At 65.4% G+C, this 15,710-nt stretch carries 12 protein-coding genes; 6 read left to right on the top strand and 6 right to left on the bottom strand.

Translation table 11 applies throughout. From position 1 onward, the window contains the following. Positions 1-40: 40 nt before the first annotated feature. Positions 41-907 (bottom strand): protease modulator HflC, encoded by an 867-nt coding sequence (gene hflC / locus U1707_RS06745; RefSeq protein ID WP_332799325.1) that lies wholly within the window; start codon positions 905-907, stop codon positions 41-43. Then, positions 904-2,037 (bottom strand): protease modulator HflK, encoded by a 1,134-nt coding sequence (gene hflK / locus U1707_RS06740; RefSeq protein ID WP_332799324.1) that lies wholly within the window; start codon positions 2,035-2,037, stop codon positions 904-906. Before hflK ends, hflC begins: the two co-directional genes overlap by 4 nt. A 70-nt stretch (positions 2,038-2,107) precedes the next feature. On the opposite strand from hflK, the gene U1707_RS06735 reads away from it, so the two are divergent. The 5 genes from U1707_RS06735 (at position 2,108) to U1707_RS06715 (ending at position 5,129) form a co-directional block, all read left to right on the top strand. Then, positions 2,108-3,058 carry an Mrp/NBP35 family ATP-binding protein gene (locus U1707_RS06735; RefSeq protein ID WP_332799323.1) on the top strand — a complete coding sequence of 317 codons (951 nt, stop codon included), beginning with the start codon at positions 2,108-2,110 and terminating at the stop codon, positions 3,056-3,058. Positions 3,059-3,180: 122 nt separating this feature from the next. Next, on the top strand, positions 3,181-3,612 hold the full coding sequence (locus tag U1707_RS06730) for a CoA-binding protein (RefSeq protein ID WP_332799322.1): 432 nt from the start codon (positions 3,181-3,183) through the stop codon (positions 3,610-3,612). Positions 3,613-3,667: 55 nt separating this feature from the next. Continuing rightward, a complete protein-coding gene (locus tag U1707_RS06725) occupies positions 3,668-4,003 on the top strand; it encodes a hypothetical protein (RefSeq protein WP_332799321.1) in 336 nt (111 codons plus the stop codon). An 11-nt stretch (positions 4,004-4,014) separates the two neighbouring features. Then, positions 4,015-4,437 (top strand): hypothetical protein, encoded by a 423-nt coding sequence (locus U1707_RS06720; RefSeq protein WP_332799320.1) that lies wholly within the window; start codon positions 4,015-4,017, stop codon positions 4,435-4,437. A 224-nt stretch (positions 4,438-4,661) separates the two neighbouring features. Then, positions 4,662-5,129 (top strand): hypothetical protein, encoded by a 468-nt coding sequence (locus tag U1707_RS06715; RefSeq protein ID WP_332799319.1) that lies wholly within the window; start codon positions 4,662-4,664, stop codon positions 5,127-5,129. 278 nt (positions 5,130-5,407) lie between these two features. Here U1707_RS06715 and U1707_RS06710 read toward each other — a convergent pair whose 3' ends face one another. Further along, positions 5,408-6,712 carry a homoserine dehydrogenase gene (locus U1707_RS06710; protein WP_332799318.1) on the bottom strand — a complete coding sequence of 435 codons (1,305 nt, stop codon included), beginning with the start codon at positions 6,710-6,712 and terminating at the stop codon, positions 5,408-5,410. 91 nt (positions 6,713-6,803) lie between these two features. Between U1707_RS06710 and U1707_RS06705 the strand changes: the two genes are divergently transcribed. Continuing rightward, complete coding sequence (locus U1707_RS06705) at positions 6,804-9,551, top strand: [protein-PII] uridylyltransferase (RefSeq protein WP_332799317.1); 2,748 nt, start codon at positions 6,804-6,806, stop codon at positions 9,549-9,551. Between the two features lie 102 nt (positions 9,552-9,653). Here the strand turns inward: U1707_RS06705 and U1707_RS06700 are convergent, their stop codons facing one another. The 3 genes from U1707_RS06700 to thrS all read right to left on the bottom strand — a co-directional run bounded on the left by U1707_RS06700 (position 9,654) and on the right by thrS (position 15,664). Beyond that, complete coding sequence (locus tag U1707_RS06700; RefSeq protein ID WP_332799316.1) at positions 9,654-12,566, bottom strand: TonB-dependent receptor; 2,913 nt, start codon at positions 12,564-12,566, stop codon at positions 9,654-9,656. 463 nt (positions 12,567-13,029) lie between these two features. Beyond that, positions 13,030-13,548, bottom strand: a complete 519-nt coding sequence (gene infC / locus U1707_RS06695; RefSeq protein WP_056051537.1) for a translation initiation factor IF-3 — start codon at positions 13,546-13,548, stop codon at positions 13,030-13,032. Between the two features lie 112 nt (positions 13,549-13,660). After that, positions 13,661-15,664, bottom strand: coding sequence for a threonine--tRNA ligase (gene thrS / locus U1707_RS06690; RefSeq protein WP_332799315.1), 2,004 nt, complete (start codon positions 15,662-15,664; stop codon positions 13,661-13,663). Positions 15,665-15,710 lie beyond the last annotated feature (46 nt).

Below are 15,710 nucleotides of genomic sequence, written 5' to 3'. Positions count from 1 at the left end.
GATGCTTGAATATGAACGGATGCCGAAAGGTTCCATGGGCTTAACGCCCGCGACCCTCGAACTCCCGCAGATAACTGTTGTTCGGCGACAGGATGATCGAGGTCGATCCTTCCGGTGCCGCCCCACCGTCGGCGCCAAACGTGTGGCGATACGACTGCATCGCGCGGTAGAAGTCGTAAAAATCGGCGTCCTTGCCGAAGCTCTCGGCATAGATCTTCGCCGAATCCGCATCGGCCTGTGCGCGGACGATCTGCGCCTGCTTCTGACCTTCGGCGCGGATCGTGATCGCCTCCTGCTGGCGCGCGCTCGACATGCGCTTCAACGCGCTTTCGAGCGGCAGGCCGACGGGCAGGTTCGCCTGTTTGATACGGACGTCGACGATCTCGACGCCGTACTGGCTGGCGACCCGCTGAAGCCCCTTCTGGATGTTGTCCATCAGTTCGGAGCGCTCGGGGCTTAGCAGTTCGACGAACCGTCGCTTGCCGAGTTCGTTGCGCAATGCCGAACCAAGGATCGGGCGGAGCTGATCGGGGATCCGGTCCTCACTGCCAACCGCGTTACGCATCTTCCGCGGATCGACGATCCGGTAGCGCGCATACGCGTCGACCTCCAGCCGCAGCTGATCGGTCGACAGCACCAGCGTGTTGTCGAGTTCGAGATCCTGCACGCGCTTGTCGATCCAGACGATCCGGTCGATGAACGGCACGCGTGCAATAAGCCCCGCGCCTGTCTGGCCGAACAAGGTATTGGGCTGCCACGCGTTGACCGTGCGGATCGGCTGGCCGAAGCGCAGGATCACCGCCTGCTTGGTCTCGGGAACGATCGCAAAGGTCGATGCGGCGAGGATCACCAGCAGCAGGGCAATGATCCCGGCGACGATCGGGTTGCGGATGCTCACGGCGTTCACTGGGCAGCTCCAGGCTGAGCTTGGGGTGCCGCGGCGGCAGCGGCGGGTGCTGGCGTGACGGCCTCGGGGTTCGGCAGGCGCTTGGCGTTCGACAGCGGCAGGTACGGCACTACTCCGCCCGGCGTCTCGACGATCGTCTTGTCGCTCTTGGCGAGCACCGCCTCCATCGTCTCGTAATACATACGACGGCGCGTCACTTCGGGCGCGAGCTTGTACTGCTCGTAGACCTTGTCGAACGACGCGGCCTCGCCCTGCGCGCGCGCCACGACCTGCTGCGCATAGGAGCGCGACTGGTTGAGGTTGGCGATCGCCTCCTGCTGCGCAGCGGTGACGGCGTTGAAGTCCTCGACGATCCGTGCGGGCGCAGCGGCCTGCTTGATCGCGACGCCCTGGATGCGAACACCCGATTTATAGTCGTTGAGGATCTGCTGAGTCAGGTCAGCGACGCGCTGCTCGATCACGGTACGGCCGGTGCCGATCGCCTGATCGAGTGTAGTAGTCGCCACGACCGCGCGCATTGCGCTCTCGGCGGCGGCGCGGACGGTCTCGTTCGGCTCGGCGAGCTGGAAAACATAGTCGCGCGGATCGGCGATATCCCAGCGTACCGAATAGGCCAGGTCGATGATGTTCTGATCGCCTGTCAGCGTTAGATTCTCGCCATCGCCGACGGGAAAATTGTCGGTGCGGATCTTCTGAACGTCGACCACCATTACGTCGGCGATCGGAGCAGGCATCGTCAGGCGAAGGCCCGGATCGAGCGTACCGGCGTATTTGCCGAAATAGGTGACCACGCCGCGCTGCTGCGGCCCGATCTGATGGATCGAGGTGAACAGGATCCAGACTAATGCGATGACGGCGACACCGATGGCCCAGAGCGCACGGGCGTTGGCCCCCGACGGCAGACCGCCGAAGCCGCCATTGCCGCCACCGCCGCCGCCCGACCCGCGGGCCTTGCGCAGGAATTCGTCGAGCGCGGTCGGCTTCGCCGCAGGCTTGCGACCGCCGGGCGGCAAGGCCCAGGGATTGCGCGGGCCAGGATTACCATCGTCGCCCGAACCGCCCCAAGGGCCTTTCGGTGTTTCGGTGGCGAGGATATCGGGGCGCCGGAACCAGCGCGAGAAGATCGTCATACCAACCTTTATAGGTGTGCGGCGGCGGAAAAACAGTGCCAAGCGGCCTTCGCGGCCCTATCTGGCGCGGATGATCGACATCGAAGCGGTAAAGGCGGCGGTTGCTGCAGTAGCGGGCAAGCGGGCAACCGTCCGGCTCGAGGGCACGCGCGCAGGCATCATCATCGATGCGACCGGGCTCGACCCGCAGGCGCGCGATGCGTTGGAGGCGACCGTACGGATGGCGGCGACGCAGCCCGGCGTCTCTGAAGTACGGATCGCGGTGACGGCTGAACGCTCGACCCGCCGGCTGATCGCGGTCGCCAGCGGCAAGGGCGGCGTCGGCAAATCGACGCTCGCCGCCAACCTCGCCATTGCGATGTCGCGTGCCGGTCGCCGCGTCGGGCTGGTCGATGCCGATATCTATGGCCCGTCGCAGCCGCGCCTGATGAACGTCGAGGGCACACGCCCGACAGCCAAGGACAAGGTGCTCGATCCGGTCCCTACCCCGTACGGCGTACCATTGCTGTCGATGGGGCAGCTCGTCGAACCGGGCAAAGCGATCGCGTGGCGCGGGCCGATGGCGGCGGGTGCGCTCGGCCAGCTGGTCGAGGCGGACTGGGGCGTCACCGATACGCTCGTTCTCGACCTGCCGCCCGGGACCGGCGACGTGCAGCTGACGATGGTCCAGAAATACCGGCCGGCGGGCGCGGTGATCGTCTCCACGCCGCAGGATCTGGCGCTGATCGACGCCCGCCGGGCGATCGACCTGTTCGAAAAGGCCGGCATCCCGATCATCGGCCTGGTCGAGAACATGGCCGGGTATATCTGTCCGCATTGCGGCGAGGCATCGGACCCGTTCGGCAATGGCGGCGCGGAAGCGGCGGCACGCGAACTCGGCATCCCGTTCCTCGGTCGCGTACCGCTGACGATCTCGATCCGCACGGCCTCGGATGCGGGCACGCCGCCCGCGGCCGACCCCGGCGATACGGTGTTCATGCCGATTGCAACTCAGGTCGTCGCATGGCTGGGAACGCTGTGAAACTCGCGCGTGGGGTCGGCGTTGTCTGATTACCGGTCGTACCCGACGCGTAGAGTTGCGGTACGAGCGGCCCAGGTTTCCCCCGACTGTTCCGTTTTTTGCCGCGTTCTTGGAGAGCATCGATGCCGTTGACCGCCGATGCCGATATCAAGACCCTGCTCGAAAATGCCCGTACCATCGCGATGATCGGCGCCTCCGACCGGCCCGACCGCCCCTCTTACGGCGTGATGGCCAAGCTCCAGGCGCACGGTTACCGCGTAATTCCGGTCAACCCGCAGATTACCGGAGAGCATATCCACGGCGAGTTCGTCTTTCGCGACTTGTCGCAGCTCGGCGACCCGATCGACATCGTCGACATCTTCCGCAATTCGGCAGCCGCCGGCGAGGCGGTCGATCAGGCGATCGCGGTGGGTGCGAAGGCGGTGTGGATGCAACTCGGCGTGGTCAACCAGGAGGCCGCGGCACGTGCCGAGGCCGCCGGGCTGCAAGTCGTGATGGACCGCTGTCCGGCGATCGACATCCCGCGGCTCGGCGTTGCCGCGATTCAGCAATGACGCTTGCTCTTACCGGCGATCGCGGCCAGTCTGCGGTCTTGTCCGGGAGACTCCCATGCTCTCGATGCTGCTGTCGACCCTGATCGAAGACCCGTTGATGGCGACCGCAAAGGCGCGGATGGCCGCCGAGCAGCCCTGTATCCAGAGCGCCGACGAAACCGATATCACGGTGTGCGGCATGCGGACCGCGGACCGGTATCGGGTACCGTTCGTCACGCACGATGCCGGCGATCCCAAGCATGAGTCCGTCCACAACGAACGCACGCGCCTGCTCCACCGGACCTCGCCGCTCGCCGATCTCGGCCCGTTCCAGGTCGGTGGCGGCATGGCAGGCGTCAGCATGACGGTCGGCGGCGAAGGCGGCACGTCGTTCCGCAAGCCCGCTCCGTAAGGCGGGGGATCGTGATCGCGACAGTCCTGTCCGTACTGCTTCAGGTGGCCGCCGCTGCCCCGGTTGCTCCGCCGGTGCCGGAGCGCTTCTCGATCCTCGTCGATCCGTGTGCCACGCAGACGCAGGACGGCAACGAGATCGTCGTCTGCGGCAAGCCCGCGACGACCAATCCGCGGCTGCCGATGCGCGACGATCGCGGCCCACCCGATCACGCGGTCGCCTCGAACCCCGAACTCAGCGCCGCCCGTGCGCTCCAACTTGAGGGGACGCCGTGCGCCGCAAGCCAGTGGGGCTGCCAAGTCGGCTTCGGCCCGCCGATCGCCCCGATCGCCAAGGCCGCGGTCGGGCTGATTAAAAGCGCGCTTGCGAAAAAGCCGGACAAGCGAGGCCGTGTCCCGATCGACCTCGACGGGCCGACCGGCACCGTCGAATAGGGGGCGAAAGTAGCGGTAATGAGCGCAACGTCATTCCAGTTAGCCGGTCATCCTGACGAGAGTCGGCCCCAGGGCTACGCATGCCGCCCCGCCTGGCTCTGGATCCTGACTTTCGTCAGGATGACGGGCTTGTTCGGTTTCGTCCGGGATGGCGGGCCTAGCAGCATCGACTGTCGCCGGTAGACCGCATCGTCGCCAGGCATTCCAGAAGGAACCGGTACGCCATGATCCTGATCCTGCCGCTCCTCCTGCAAGTCGCGATCCCCGCCGCCACGCCGGTCGTTGCGCCGCCGCCGCCGCGCTGGTCGATCCTGAACCCGCCGGCCTGTCCCGGCTCAAGCGCGACCGAGATTATCGTCTGTGGTGGCAAGGGCACCGCCGAGCAGCGCCTGCCGCTGCCCGGCGAACGCCTGCCGCAGGATCGCCCGCGCCAACCGACCGGCGATCCGCGGGCTGCGCTCGACAATGCCGGTCGGTACTGCCCGCCGGGTGGATGTACCGGGGTGGACCTGCTGACGGTCCCGGTCGTGCTGATCCGCGGCGTCGGCGCGCTGATCGATCCGCACAGCTGTTGCGAGAATGGCGAGGGGAAGGATCCGATGGCGCTGATGCGCGACATAGCGCGGAAGTTTCGCAAGAAGCCGGATACGTCGAACCGCGTGCCTATCGTGCTGGACGAGCCGGTTAGGTAAAACTGACGACGCCTGCAATCGACCGACGCAGTGTGTTTCCCCGCGAAGGCGGGGACCCAGTCTGGGATCCCGCCTTCGCGGGAGAACAAGGGGGAGTGGCCGAGAGGCGAGCGTGCTAGTGCCGTTAGCTTCCAAACAATCCACCACCCCGGCGAAGGCCGGGGCCCAATTGGAGCGGACGCAGTAACTAAGGGTCGTCCGTCGTCATCGGCGTCCCCCAATTGGGCCCCGGCCTTCGCCGGGGTGGTTTCCCTTTTCGAAACGCGACCGCGCCCGCCTCAATCCAGGATGTGCATCCACATGGGTTGCCCCACGAGGCTCTGCGACCCACGCAATTTCTCCAGCGCCTGCGCGATCGAGCGCTCCGGGCTTTCGTGCGTGACGATCGCCACCAGCACGCTCCCGTCCGCGATCGCGCCGCGCTGGATCAGGCTTTCGATCGAGACGCCTGCGTCGCGCATTGCCGCTGCGATCTCGGCCAGCACGCCGACCCTGTCCGCCACGGTGAACCGCAGATACGCACGCCCACGCCGCTCGCCGCTGTCCGCCCTCGGCGCCGCGGTGAGCGACGTGACCGGCATTGCGAAGGGGGGCCCGAATTCGCCACGCGCGATGTCGATCAGGTCGGCCACCACCGCACTCGCCGTCGGACCGTCGCCTGCGCCGGCGCCCTGGAACAGCAACCGCCCGACGAAATTCCCCTCCGCGACGACGGCATTGAGGGAGCCCGTGACGTGCGCCAGCGGATGATCGATCGGCACGAGGTGCGGATGCACGCGCTGGAACAGGCCATCCGCGCCCGCTTCGGCCAGGCCGAGCAGTCGGACGCGATAGCCGAGCGCGGCCGCCTCGGCGATGTCCGCGCCCAGCAGATGCCGGATGCCGTCGATCGCGACGTCGTCGAATGCCGGCTGCGTCCCGAACGCCACCGCCGCCAGGATCGACAGCTTGTGTGCGGCGTCCACGCCGTCGATGTCGAAGCTCGGATCGGATTCGGCAAATCCCAGCGCCTGCGCTTCGGCCAGCACTTCGGCAAAGTCGCGGCCTTCCGATTCCATCTTCGACAGGATGAAATTGCAGGTGCCATTGAGGATCCCGTAAACGCGGGCGATCTCGTTCGCCGCGGCGCCCTCTCGCAACCCCTTGATGACCGGGATGCCGCCCGCGACCGCCGCCTCGAACTTGAGCGCAACGCCGGCTGTCTCCGCCGCCTGCGCCAGTTCGAGCCCGTGATGCGCGATCATCGCCTTGTTCGCGGTGACGAAGTTGCGCCCCGCCGCCAGCGTACTGCGGGCGAGCGTCAGCGCCGGGCCATCGGAACCACCGATCAGTTCGACGACGACGTCCGCCCCCGGCTGCTTCGCCAAGGCGGTCGTATCGTCGACCCACGCAAACCGCGACAGATCGACGCCGCGATCCTTAGCGCGGTCGCGCGCGGACACCGCGACGATCTCGATCTCACGCCCGGCACGCCGCGCGATCAACTCGCGATTGGCATCCAGCAGCCGGATCACGCCGCCGCCGACGGTTCCAAGACCTGCAAGGGCAACACGTAACGGGTCAGCGCGCAATGGTTCGCTCATTTTCGTCCTCCACTCGGGCGTCCGGTTACGTTTCGGCGGGCATTTGCGCAATCCTGATGACGCATCCGGCTTGCGCCCCTATCTGAGGGGCATGTCCGGCCGCTTCGATACCCTCCCCAACCGTCGCACGATCATCGATCGCCGCGCGGTCGCCGAAACCATCGCTGCGCTGGAAGGCGTCGACCCGACCGCACTGCGGCGCGACGCGACCGTGCTGCTAAAGGCCGCGCTGGAGAAAGGGCGGATCGAGGTCGAACGCCGCCTCGTCGAACATCCGTCACGCGGGCTGGAGGCATCCGGTGCGCAAGCCTATCTGATCGACGCGCTGCTCCGGATCCTGTTCGATTTCACGACGCAGCGGCTGTACCCGTTGCCCAACCCGACGATCGGCGAACGCCTGACGCTGATCGCGGTCGGCGGCTATGGCCGCGCGGAAATGGCGCCGCATTCGGACGTCGACATCGGCTTCCTCACCCCCGGCAAGCAGACCCCCTGGGCCGAGCGCGTGATCGAATCGATGCTGTACGCCTTGTGGGATCTGGGGCTGAAGCTCGGCCAGTCCAGCCGCTCGCTCGACGAGATGGTTCGCCAAGCCAAGGCGGACGTCACGGTCCGCACTGCACTGCTCGAGGCGCGCTATGTCTGCGGCGACACCGAGCTGTACGAACAGGCGTCGCACCGTTTCAAGACCGAGGTTCAGGCCGACACCGCGCGCACCTTCATCGCCGACAAGCTCGCCGAACGCGACGCACGCCACCGCAAGATGGGTGACACCCGCTACGTCGTCGAGCCCAATGTGAAGGAGGGCAAGGGCGGACTGCGCGATCTCCACGCGTTGTTCTGGATCGGCAAATACATCTACGACGTGCAGCGCGCCGCCGAACTGGTCGAGGTCGGGCTGTTCACCAAGGCCGAATACCGCCTGTTCCACCGCGCCGACAATTTCTTCCAGGCGGTGCGTTGCCACCTGCACAGCGTCACCGGCCGCGCCGAGGATCGCCTGACGTTCGACCTGCAACGCGAGATCGCCGATCGGATGCGATTCTCAGATCGGCCGGGAAAGTCGAAGGTCGAACGGTTCATGCAGTTCTACTTCCTGCAGGCGAAGACGGTCGGCACGCTCAGCGGCGTGTTCCTGGCGCATCTCGATGAAAAATTCGCGGCGCGGGGGCGGCGTTTCGGGTTGCCGACGATCCGCCGCTCGCCGCGCAAGCTCAACGGCTTCGTGCTCGATCGCGGTCGTCTGGCGCTGCCGAGCGACGATTTCTTCCAGGCCGATCCCGGCCGCCTGATCGAGATCTTCCAGCTTGCCGACAAGCACGGCGTCGAAATCCATCCGCTGGCGATGCGTGCCGCCGCGCGCGATGCCAAACTGGTCGACGATGTCCGCACCAGCCCGTCGGCCAACGCGTTGTTCCTCGATGTGCTGACCTCCCCGCGCGATCCGGAGCTGGTGTTGCGCTGGATGAACGAGGCCGGCGTGTTCGGCCGGTTCGTGCCCGACTTCGCGCGCGTCGTCGCGCAGATGCAGTTCGACATGTACCATCACTATACGGTCGACGAGCACACCATCCGCGCGATCGGCCTGCTCGCGCGGATCGAGAGTGGCGCGTTGAAGGAGGATCATCCGCTCGCCAGCGCGATCTTCGAGCAGATCGTGTCGCGCCGCGCGCTGTACGTCGCGGTGCTCCTCCACGATATCGCGAAGGGGCGCGGCGGCGACCATTCGATACTCGGCGCGGAGGTGGCACGGCGGCTCTGCCCGCGTTTCGGACTGACCCCTGCCGAGACCGAAACCGTCGCGTGGCTGGTCCGCTGGCATCTGCTGATGTCGGCGACCGCGTTCAAGCGCGATCTGAGCGACTTCAAGACGATCCTCGATTTCTGCGACGTGGTGCAGAGCCCGGAGCGCCTCCGCCTGCTGCTGACCCTGACGATCGTCGACATTCGCGCGGTCGGCCCTGGCGTGTGGAACGGCTGGAAACGCCAGTTGCTCGGCGACCTGTACGAAGCGGCCGAGGAGGTCCTGCGGCTTGGTCACAAGCAGAAGGGCCGTGCCGAGCGGATCGCCGCCAAGCAGGAGCATCTGCGCGACGCGCTCGGTTGGGACGAGGAGACGTTTGCGACGCTCGTCCACCGGCTACCCGAGGCCTATTGGATCGCCGAGCCCGAGGACGTGCTGGCCCACAATGCGCGCTTCCTCGCGAACACCGGCGATGCGCGGCTCGCGATCGATGCGCACGTCTATCCGGGGCGCGGGGCGACGCTGGTGACGATCTACGCCGCCGATCATCCCGGGCTGTTCTACCGCATCGCCGGTGCGATCCACGTCGCCGGCGGCAACATCATCGACGCGCGCATCCACACCACGCGCGACGGGATGGCGATCGACAATTTCCTCGTCCAGGATCCGTTCGGCCGGCCGTTCGACGAGACCGGCCAACTCTCCCGCCTCAAGACCGCGATCGAGGACGCGCTGGCCAACCGTGGCAAGCTCGCCGACCGACTGGTGGCGAAGCCCCTGCCCCGGACGCGGGCGGAAGCGTTCGACATCGTGCCGAACGCGCTGGTCGACAACAAGGCGTCGAACCGCTTCACGGTGGTCGAGGTCAACGCGCGCGATCGCCCGGCACTGCTGAACCAGCTCGCCAACGCGCTGTTCCAGTCGAAGGTAACGATCCACTCCGCACATGTCGCGACATACGGCGAGCGCGCGGTGGATACGTTCTACATCACCGACCTGACGGGCGACCGGATCACCGCGCCGGCGCGATTGCGGACGCTGGAGCGCAGGTTGCTCGCGGCGGCAGCGGGCGAAGAGATCGACCTGGCGGCTTAGGCCTCAGGCCTTCGGTTCTTCCCTGCGAGAAGAGCATAGACGGGGGACACGAAAAAGCCGGCCCGCAGCGAACTGCAGGCCGGCTTTTACCGACTCATCCGATCAAAAGCGCGAGCGGAGCGTCAGGCCGTAGGTGCGTGGCTCGGCGAGGAATGCCGAGTAGAGCGCGTTGCCGGTGCCACCGTAAGCTGCGACGTTTGCCGAAGATCCCGCACCCTGGAACGGCGTGTTGAACGCCACCTGGATGTAGTTCTTGTTGAACACGTTCTGCGCCCAGAACTCGAGCGCCCAAGCCTGGTCCTTGCCGCGCAGACCGACACGCGCGTTGACCACCGCAAAGCCGTCCTGCTTCTTCTCGGGCGCCAGGTCGGAGCCGGTGTTGTAGTCGGACGACAGGCGGCTATCGACATAGATCAGACCCGACATGCCGTTCGCGCCGATATCCGGCGTCCACGCGAACGACGTAGTCACGACGTTCTTGGGGGCGTTCGACAGCTGCTTGCCCGGCAGGAGGAAGAGCGCGCGGTCGAGCGCCTCGCCCGTCGTCGAGCTGCCGATCAGGTTCTTGCGGAAGAACGTGTCGGCATAGGTGTAGCCGGCAGTGAACGTGACCTGCTTGATCGGCGACATCGTCGCCTCCAGCTCGACGCCCTGCGAGATCACGCCCGGCTTGTCCGAGCGGTTCGTCGGGCACGTCCCGGTCTGTGCGCCGGTGACCGGATTGAAGCCGTTGTCGCTGTCGAGGCCGTTCAGACTATCCTTACAGGCTTCGACGTTCTGGACGACGAAGATGGAGCCGTTGAAGGTGTTGAGCTGGAAGTCGCTGAACTCCTGGCGGAACGCGGCAACGTTGAGCGTGAAGCCGCGCGTGTTGAATTTCGCACCAAGCTCGTAATTGTTCACCTTCTCGGCGTTGAAGCGCAATCCTGCTGCATCGGCGTTGCTGCGCGGCGACAGCACCCCGTTTACGCCGCCGAGATCCGATCGATCGAGATTGTAGCCGCCCGCCTTGTAGCCCTTCGCGAAGGACGCGTAGGTCAGCAACTTGGTGAACGGCTTCCACGACAGGACTGCCGTGCCGGTGAATTCGCCGTCGCCGAAGCTGTCGTTGAGGTCGAGCGCATTCAGCGCGGTGCTGGAGTTACCCGTGCAGGTCAACGTGACGATGCCCTGCGCAAACGACGTGGCGGCGCTCTGCGTCAGCGTCAGCGGCGCAAGTGCCGCCTGCTGGATCGGGCAGACCGTGTTGTTGTTGTTGAACTTGGCGTTGAACGTCTTTTTCTCGTGCGTGTAGCGAAGACCACCGGTCAGCGACAACGTATCGGTCAGATGCAGGATGTTGTGCGTGAAGAACGCGTAATTCTCGCTCTTCTGGCGGTAGATGGAGCCGGAGTCGCCGACGTTGTTCACGCCGCCGCCAAGGCCGGGACCGCCGGTCAGACGATCGAGTGCGGACGTGATCAGGCCACCTGCGGGACCAAAGGCGCCGCCGATAGTTGCGCGTCCAGCGGCGCTCATGCAGCCCGGATTGTTCTGGTTCTGGAGCGCGGCAACCGGACTGACCGTCGCGACGAGGCGGCAGGCCGCGAATTGGCCGTATTGCGCGCCGAAGACGACGTTATCGACGAGCTTCAGCTTCTCGTTCGAATAGAAGCCGCCGATCAGCCAGTCGAGCTTGTCGTTGAACAGCGAACCCTGAAGGCGGGCTTCCTGCGTGAAGGTCTTGAACTGGCGGTAGGCGTTGCCGTCCGCCGAGCGGCGCGTAAGATCGATGTTGGTATAATCGACGTCGCCCGCATTGCCGGACTTATACTGACGATACGAGGTGATCGACGTCAACGTGGCACCACCGAGATCCCAGTCGGCTTGCAGCGAGCCACCGTAATCCTTGGTCGTGTTCCGGAAGGTCTGACCCGGCGTGATCGCGACTTCGCGGCTGAACGGGTTGGGCGTGTTTCCAGCCTGCGGGAACACGGCGCCCTGACGGCGCAAAATGTCGACGATGCGGTTGGTCGGGTTGTTTACGACCGCGCCATCGGCGTTGACCGTCCCGAAGAACGGCGCAACGCCGGCCGCGTTCGGCGTCGGGTCGGTGGTCTCGACTTGGTTGTAATAGACCGCGCCGCAGCAGCTTTCCTTGCGGTGCGAATAGTCGCCGATCAGGCGAAAGCTCAGGCTTTCCGTAGGGTTGAACAGCAACTGGCCACGGACGAAATAGCGATCGCGGTCGTTGACGCGGCTTTCGCTGCCGTTGGCCGCGGTGACGTTCTTGTAGAAACCGTCGCGCTTCACGAAGACGCCATCGACGCGGAAGGCTAGCTTGTCGGCGATCAGCGGTCCGGTGATGCCGGCTGCGACCCGCTTCTGGTCGTAATTGCCGTAGGTCGCCTCGGCGTTGCCGTGCCAGTCGAACTCGGGCGAGCGCGTGATGATGTTGATGAGACCTGCCGACGCATTACGCCCGAACAGGGTACCCTGCGGCCCGCGCAGCACTTCGACGCGGTCGATTTCACCCAACTCGTTGAGGCCGACTCCGGTGCGGCTGCGATACACGCCGTCGATGAAGACCGCGACCGAGCTTTCGAGACCCGGATTGTCGCCGACCGTACCGATGCCGCGAATACGCGCCGAAGCGTTCGATTCGTTGCCCGTCGACGAGATCAGCAGCGACGGGGCAAGCTGGTTGAGCGAGCGGATGTCGCTGCCGCCGGAGTTCTGCAGCGCTTCCTGACCGACCGCCGAGACCGCGATCGGTACGTTCGACAGACGCTCGGAACGGCGGGTTGCGGTGATGACGATGTCGCTGGCGTTGCCGCCGGTGTCGGCTGCTGCGCTGGCGGCGCGCGTCGTATCGGCATCGGTCGCGGCGCTGGTCTGTCCGTCGACCGATGCGTTCGCCGTACCCTGCGACGGCGTCGCCTGCGCCTCGACGGTGGAGGTCGCCTGCTGCGCGAGTGCCGGTGTTACAATGGCCGCGGTGGCGGCTGCGGACAACAGATATGCGATCATACGCATCGGCACTCTCTCCTGATGTGTTCGAATATTTTCGAACTTATGGTTTGGAGCATTGGTAGAGATATTCCGCCCTGCACGTCTAGTAATTTCCGCATACGGAAACAGATTTTTGAAGATCGTGTCTCCAAACCGCCACAGAGCGGCAGCGGCCAAACCCTAGTTTCAAATTGCAACTATTCGTCAGGCTTCGTCATGTGCCGTGACCAAGATAGAGTCGCGAATGCCGCTCGCGCTCTTCGGACGAGACTTACCGCATACAACGCGGTCGGAGTGTCACGGGAGAACAAGCGCATGCGCGCCTTGTCGATGCTTTGGAATCGGTGGATCGCGGCGAGCCCAGACGCCCTGTGCCGACCCGCCGATGCGCAGCCCGCAGCGATCGCAGACAAGAAAAAGGCCGGCCGGCCCCAAGGGACCGACCAGCCTCAAACGTCATGTCATCACGGCAAAGCCGCTGGACGGATTACTTGGGCGCGAGCACCATCAGCATCTGGCGACCTTCCATGCGCGGATACGCCTCAATCTTGGCGATCTCCGCGACGTCGTCCTGGACGCGCTTCAACAGGTTCATGCCGAGCTGGCCGTGGCTAAGCTCACGACCGCGGAAACGCAGCGTGATCTTGACCTTGTCGCCCTCGCCGATGAAGTCGTTCACCTTCTTCATCTTAGTGTCGTAGTCATGGTCGTCGATGTTCGGACGCATCTTGATCTCCTTGATCTCCTGCGTCTTCTGGGACTTGCGTGCGAGGTTCGCCTTCTTCTGCGCCTCGTACTTGAACTTGCCGACATCGAGGAACTTGGCGACGGGCGGATCGGCGTTAGGCGACACTTCGACCAGGTCGAGGCCATGCTCGGCTGCCTGCTCGATCGCTTCGCGTGTGTACATCACGCCCAGATTCTCGCCCTCGTGATCAATCACGCGGACCTTCTGGCTCTGGATGAATTCGTTGAATCGCGGGCCGTTCATTGCGGGCGTCTGCATCGGCCGGCGGATCGTGGGAGGACGTATGGGGGTTGCTCCTGAAGTTTCTGACAGAGTATTTGGGCCGGCGTATAGCGCAGAAACGTCTGCGCGAAAAGCCGGCCCCGTTGGATCACATATCGGGTGCGCGTGCTTCAATCGCAACCCGTGCGGTCGCATCGGCGAGCGCCATCATCTCCTGGCCCTGGCTGCCGAGACGCCGGATCGCGACGGTGCCTTCGTCCGCCTCGCGCTTGCCGACCACGAACAGCAGCGGCACCTTGGCCAGCGAATGCTCGCGCACCTTGTAATTGATCTTCTCGTTGCGAAGGTCGGTCTCGACGCGAAGGCCCGCCTTGCGCAAGGTCGCGGCAACCTCATGCGCATAGTCGTCGGCGTCCGACACGATCGTCGCGACCACCACCTGCACCGGTGCCAGCCACAGCGGGAAGCGGCCGGCGTGATGCTCGATCAGGATGCCGATGAACCGCTCGAACGTGCCGAGGATCGCGCGGTGGAGCATGACCGGGCGATGCCGCTCACCGTCCGCACCGACATAGGACGCGTCGAGTCGGTCGGGTAGCACGCGGTCAGACTGGATCGTGCCGACCTGCCACGTCCGGCCGATCGCGTCGGTCAGGTGGAATTCGAGCTTGGGCGCGTAGAACGCCCCCTCGCCCGGCAATTCCTCGAAATTCGCCTTGATCGTGTCGCTCAGCGTCGATTGCATCACGGCTTCGCGCAGCTCCGCTTCGGCCTTGTCCCACATCGCGTCTTCGCCAAACCGCTTCTCGGGGCGCAGCGCGAGCTTCACCGCGTAATCCTCGAAGCCGAGGTCCTTGTAGACGCTGTCGAGCAGCTCACAGAACTTGCGCACTTCCTCGACCAGCTGGTCCTCGCGGACGAAGATATGCGCGTCATCCTGCGTGAACTGGCGAACGCGCATGATGCCGTGCAGCGCGCCGTGCGGCTCGTTGCGGTGGCAGCAGCCGAACTCGGCCATCCGGATCGGCAGGTCGCGGTACGACTTGATCCCCTGCTTGAAGATCAGGACGTGCGCCGGGCAGTTCATCGGCTTGAGCGCCATCAGGTCGCCTTCGCCCGACAGCACAGCGCCCCCATTCTCGTCATCGTCCTCGACGTTCGGGATCTCGTCCGGCACGACGAACATGTTCTCGCGGTACTTGCCCCAGTGGCCCGACTGCTCCCACTGCTTGGCGTCCATCAGCTGCGGGGTCTTGACCTCGGCATAGTCGGCCGCGTCGAGACGGCGGCGCATATACGCCTCCATCTGGCGCCAGAGCACGAAGCCCTTGGGATGCCAGAACACCGACCCTTGCGCCTCGGACTGGAGGTGGAACAGGTCCATCTCTGCGCCGATCTTGCGGTGATCGCGCTTGGCGGCTTCCTCAAGGCGGAAGAGATGCTGGTCGAGCTGCTTCTTGTTGAGCCAGCCGGTGCCGTAGATGCGTGACAGCATCGCGTTCTTCTGGTCGCCGCGCCAATAGGCACCGCTCACGCGCGTCAGCTTGAAGGCGGCGGGATCGAGCTTGCCGGTCGAGGCCATGTGCGGGCCGCGGCACATGTCGAGCCACTCGCCCTGGCGGTAGATCGTCAGCTCCTCGCCGTCAGGCAGTTCGGCGGCCCATTCGGCCTTGAAGGTCTCGCCCTGCTGCGTCCAGCGGTCGATCAGCTGCTGGCGCGACCAGACCTCGCGCAGGAACGGCTCGTTGCGGGCGATGATCGCGCGCATCTCGGCTTCGATCACCGGCAGGTCCTCGTCGGTGAAGGGGCGGTCCTTCGGCGCGAAGTCGTAGTAGAAGCCGTCGTCGGTCGCGGGACCGAAGGTGATCTGCGTGCCGGGGAACAAATGCTGCACCGCCTCCGCCATGACGTGCGCGAGATCGTGGCGGACGAGTTCGAGTGCATCCGCCTCGTCGCGCGCGGTGACCAGCGCGAGCGCGGTATCGCCCTCGAACGGCCGGTTGAGATCACGCACCTGCCCGTCGATGCGCGCGGCGAGCGCGGCCTTGGCGAGGCCCGGCCCGATCGCGGCGGCGACATCCGCGGGGGTAGTCCCGGGCGCAACCTCGCGGACGGAACCGTCGGGCAGCGTGATTCGGAACATTGCGGACATGGGAGACTTTCTCTCGGGGTGACGCGCGCGGGTCGATCCGCGCACG

It is taken from the genome of Sphingomonas sandaracina (assembly GCF_036663695.1).
Lineage (GTDB): Bacteria > Pseudomonadota > Alphaproteobacteria > Sphingomonadales > Sphingomonadaceae > Sphingomonas.
Note: the sequence above shows the minus strand (reverse complement) of the source record. Positions and strands in the feature narration are given on the sequence as shown.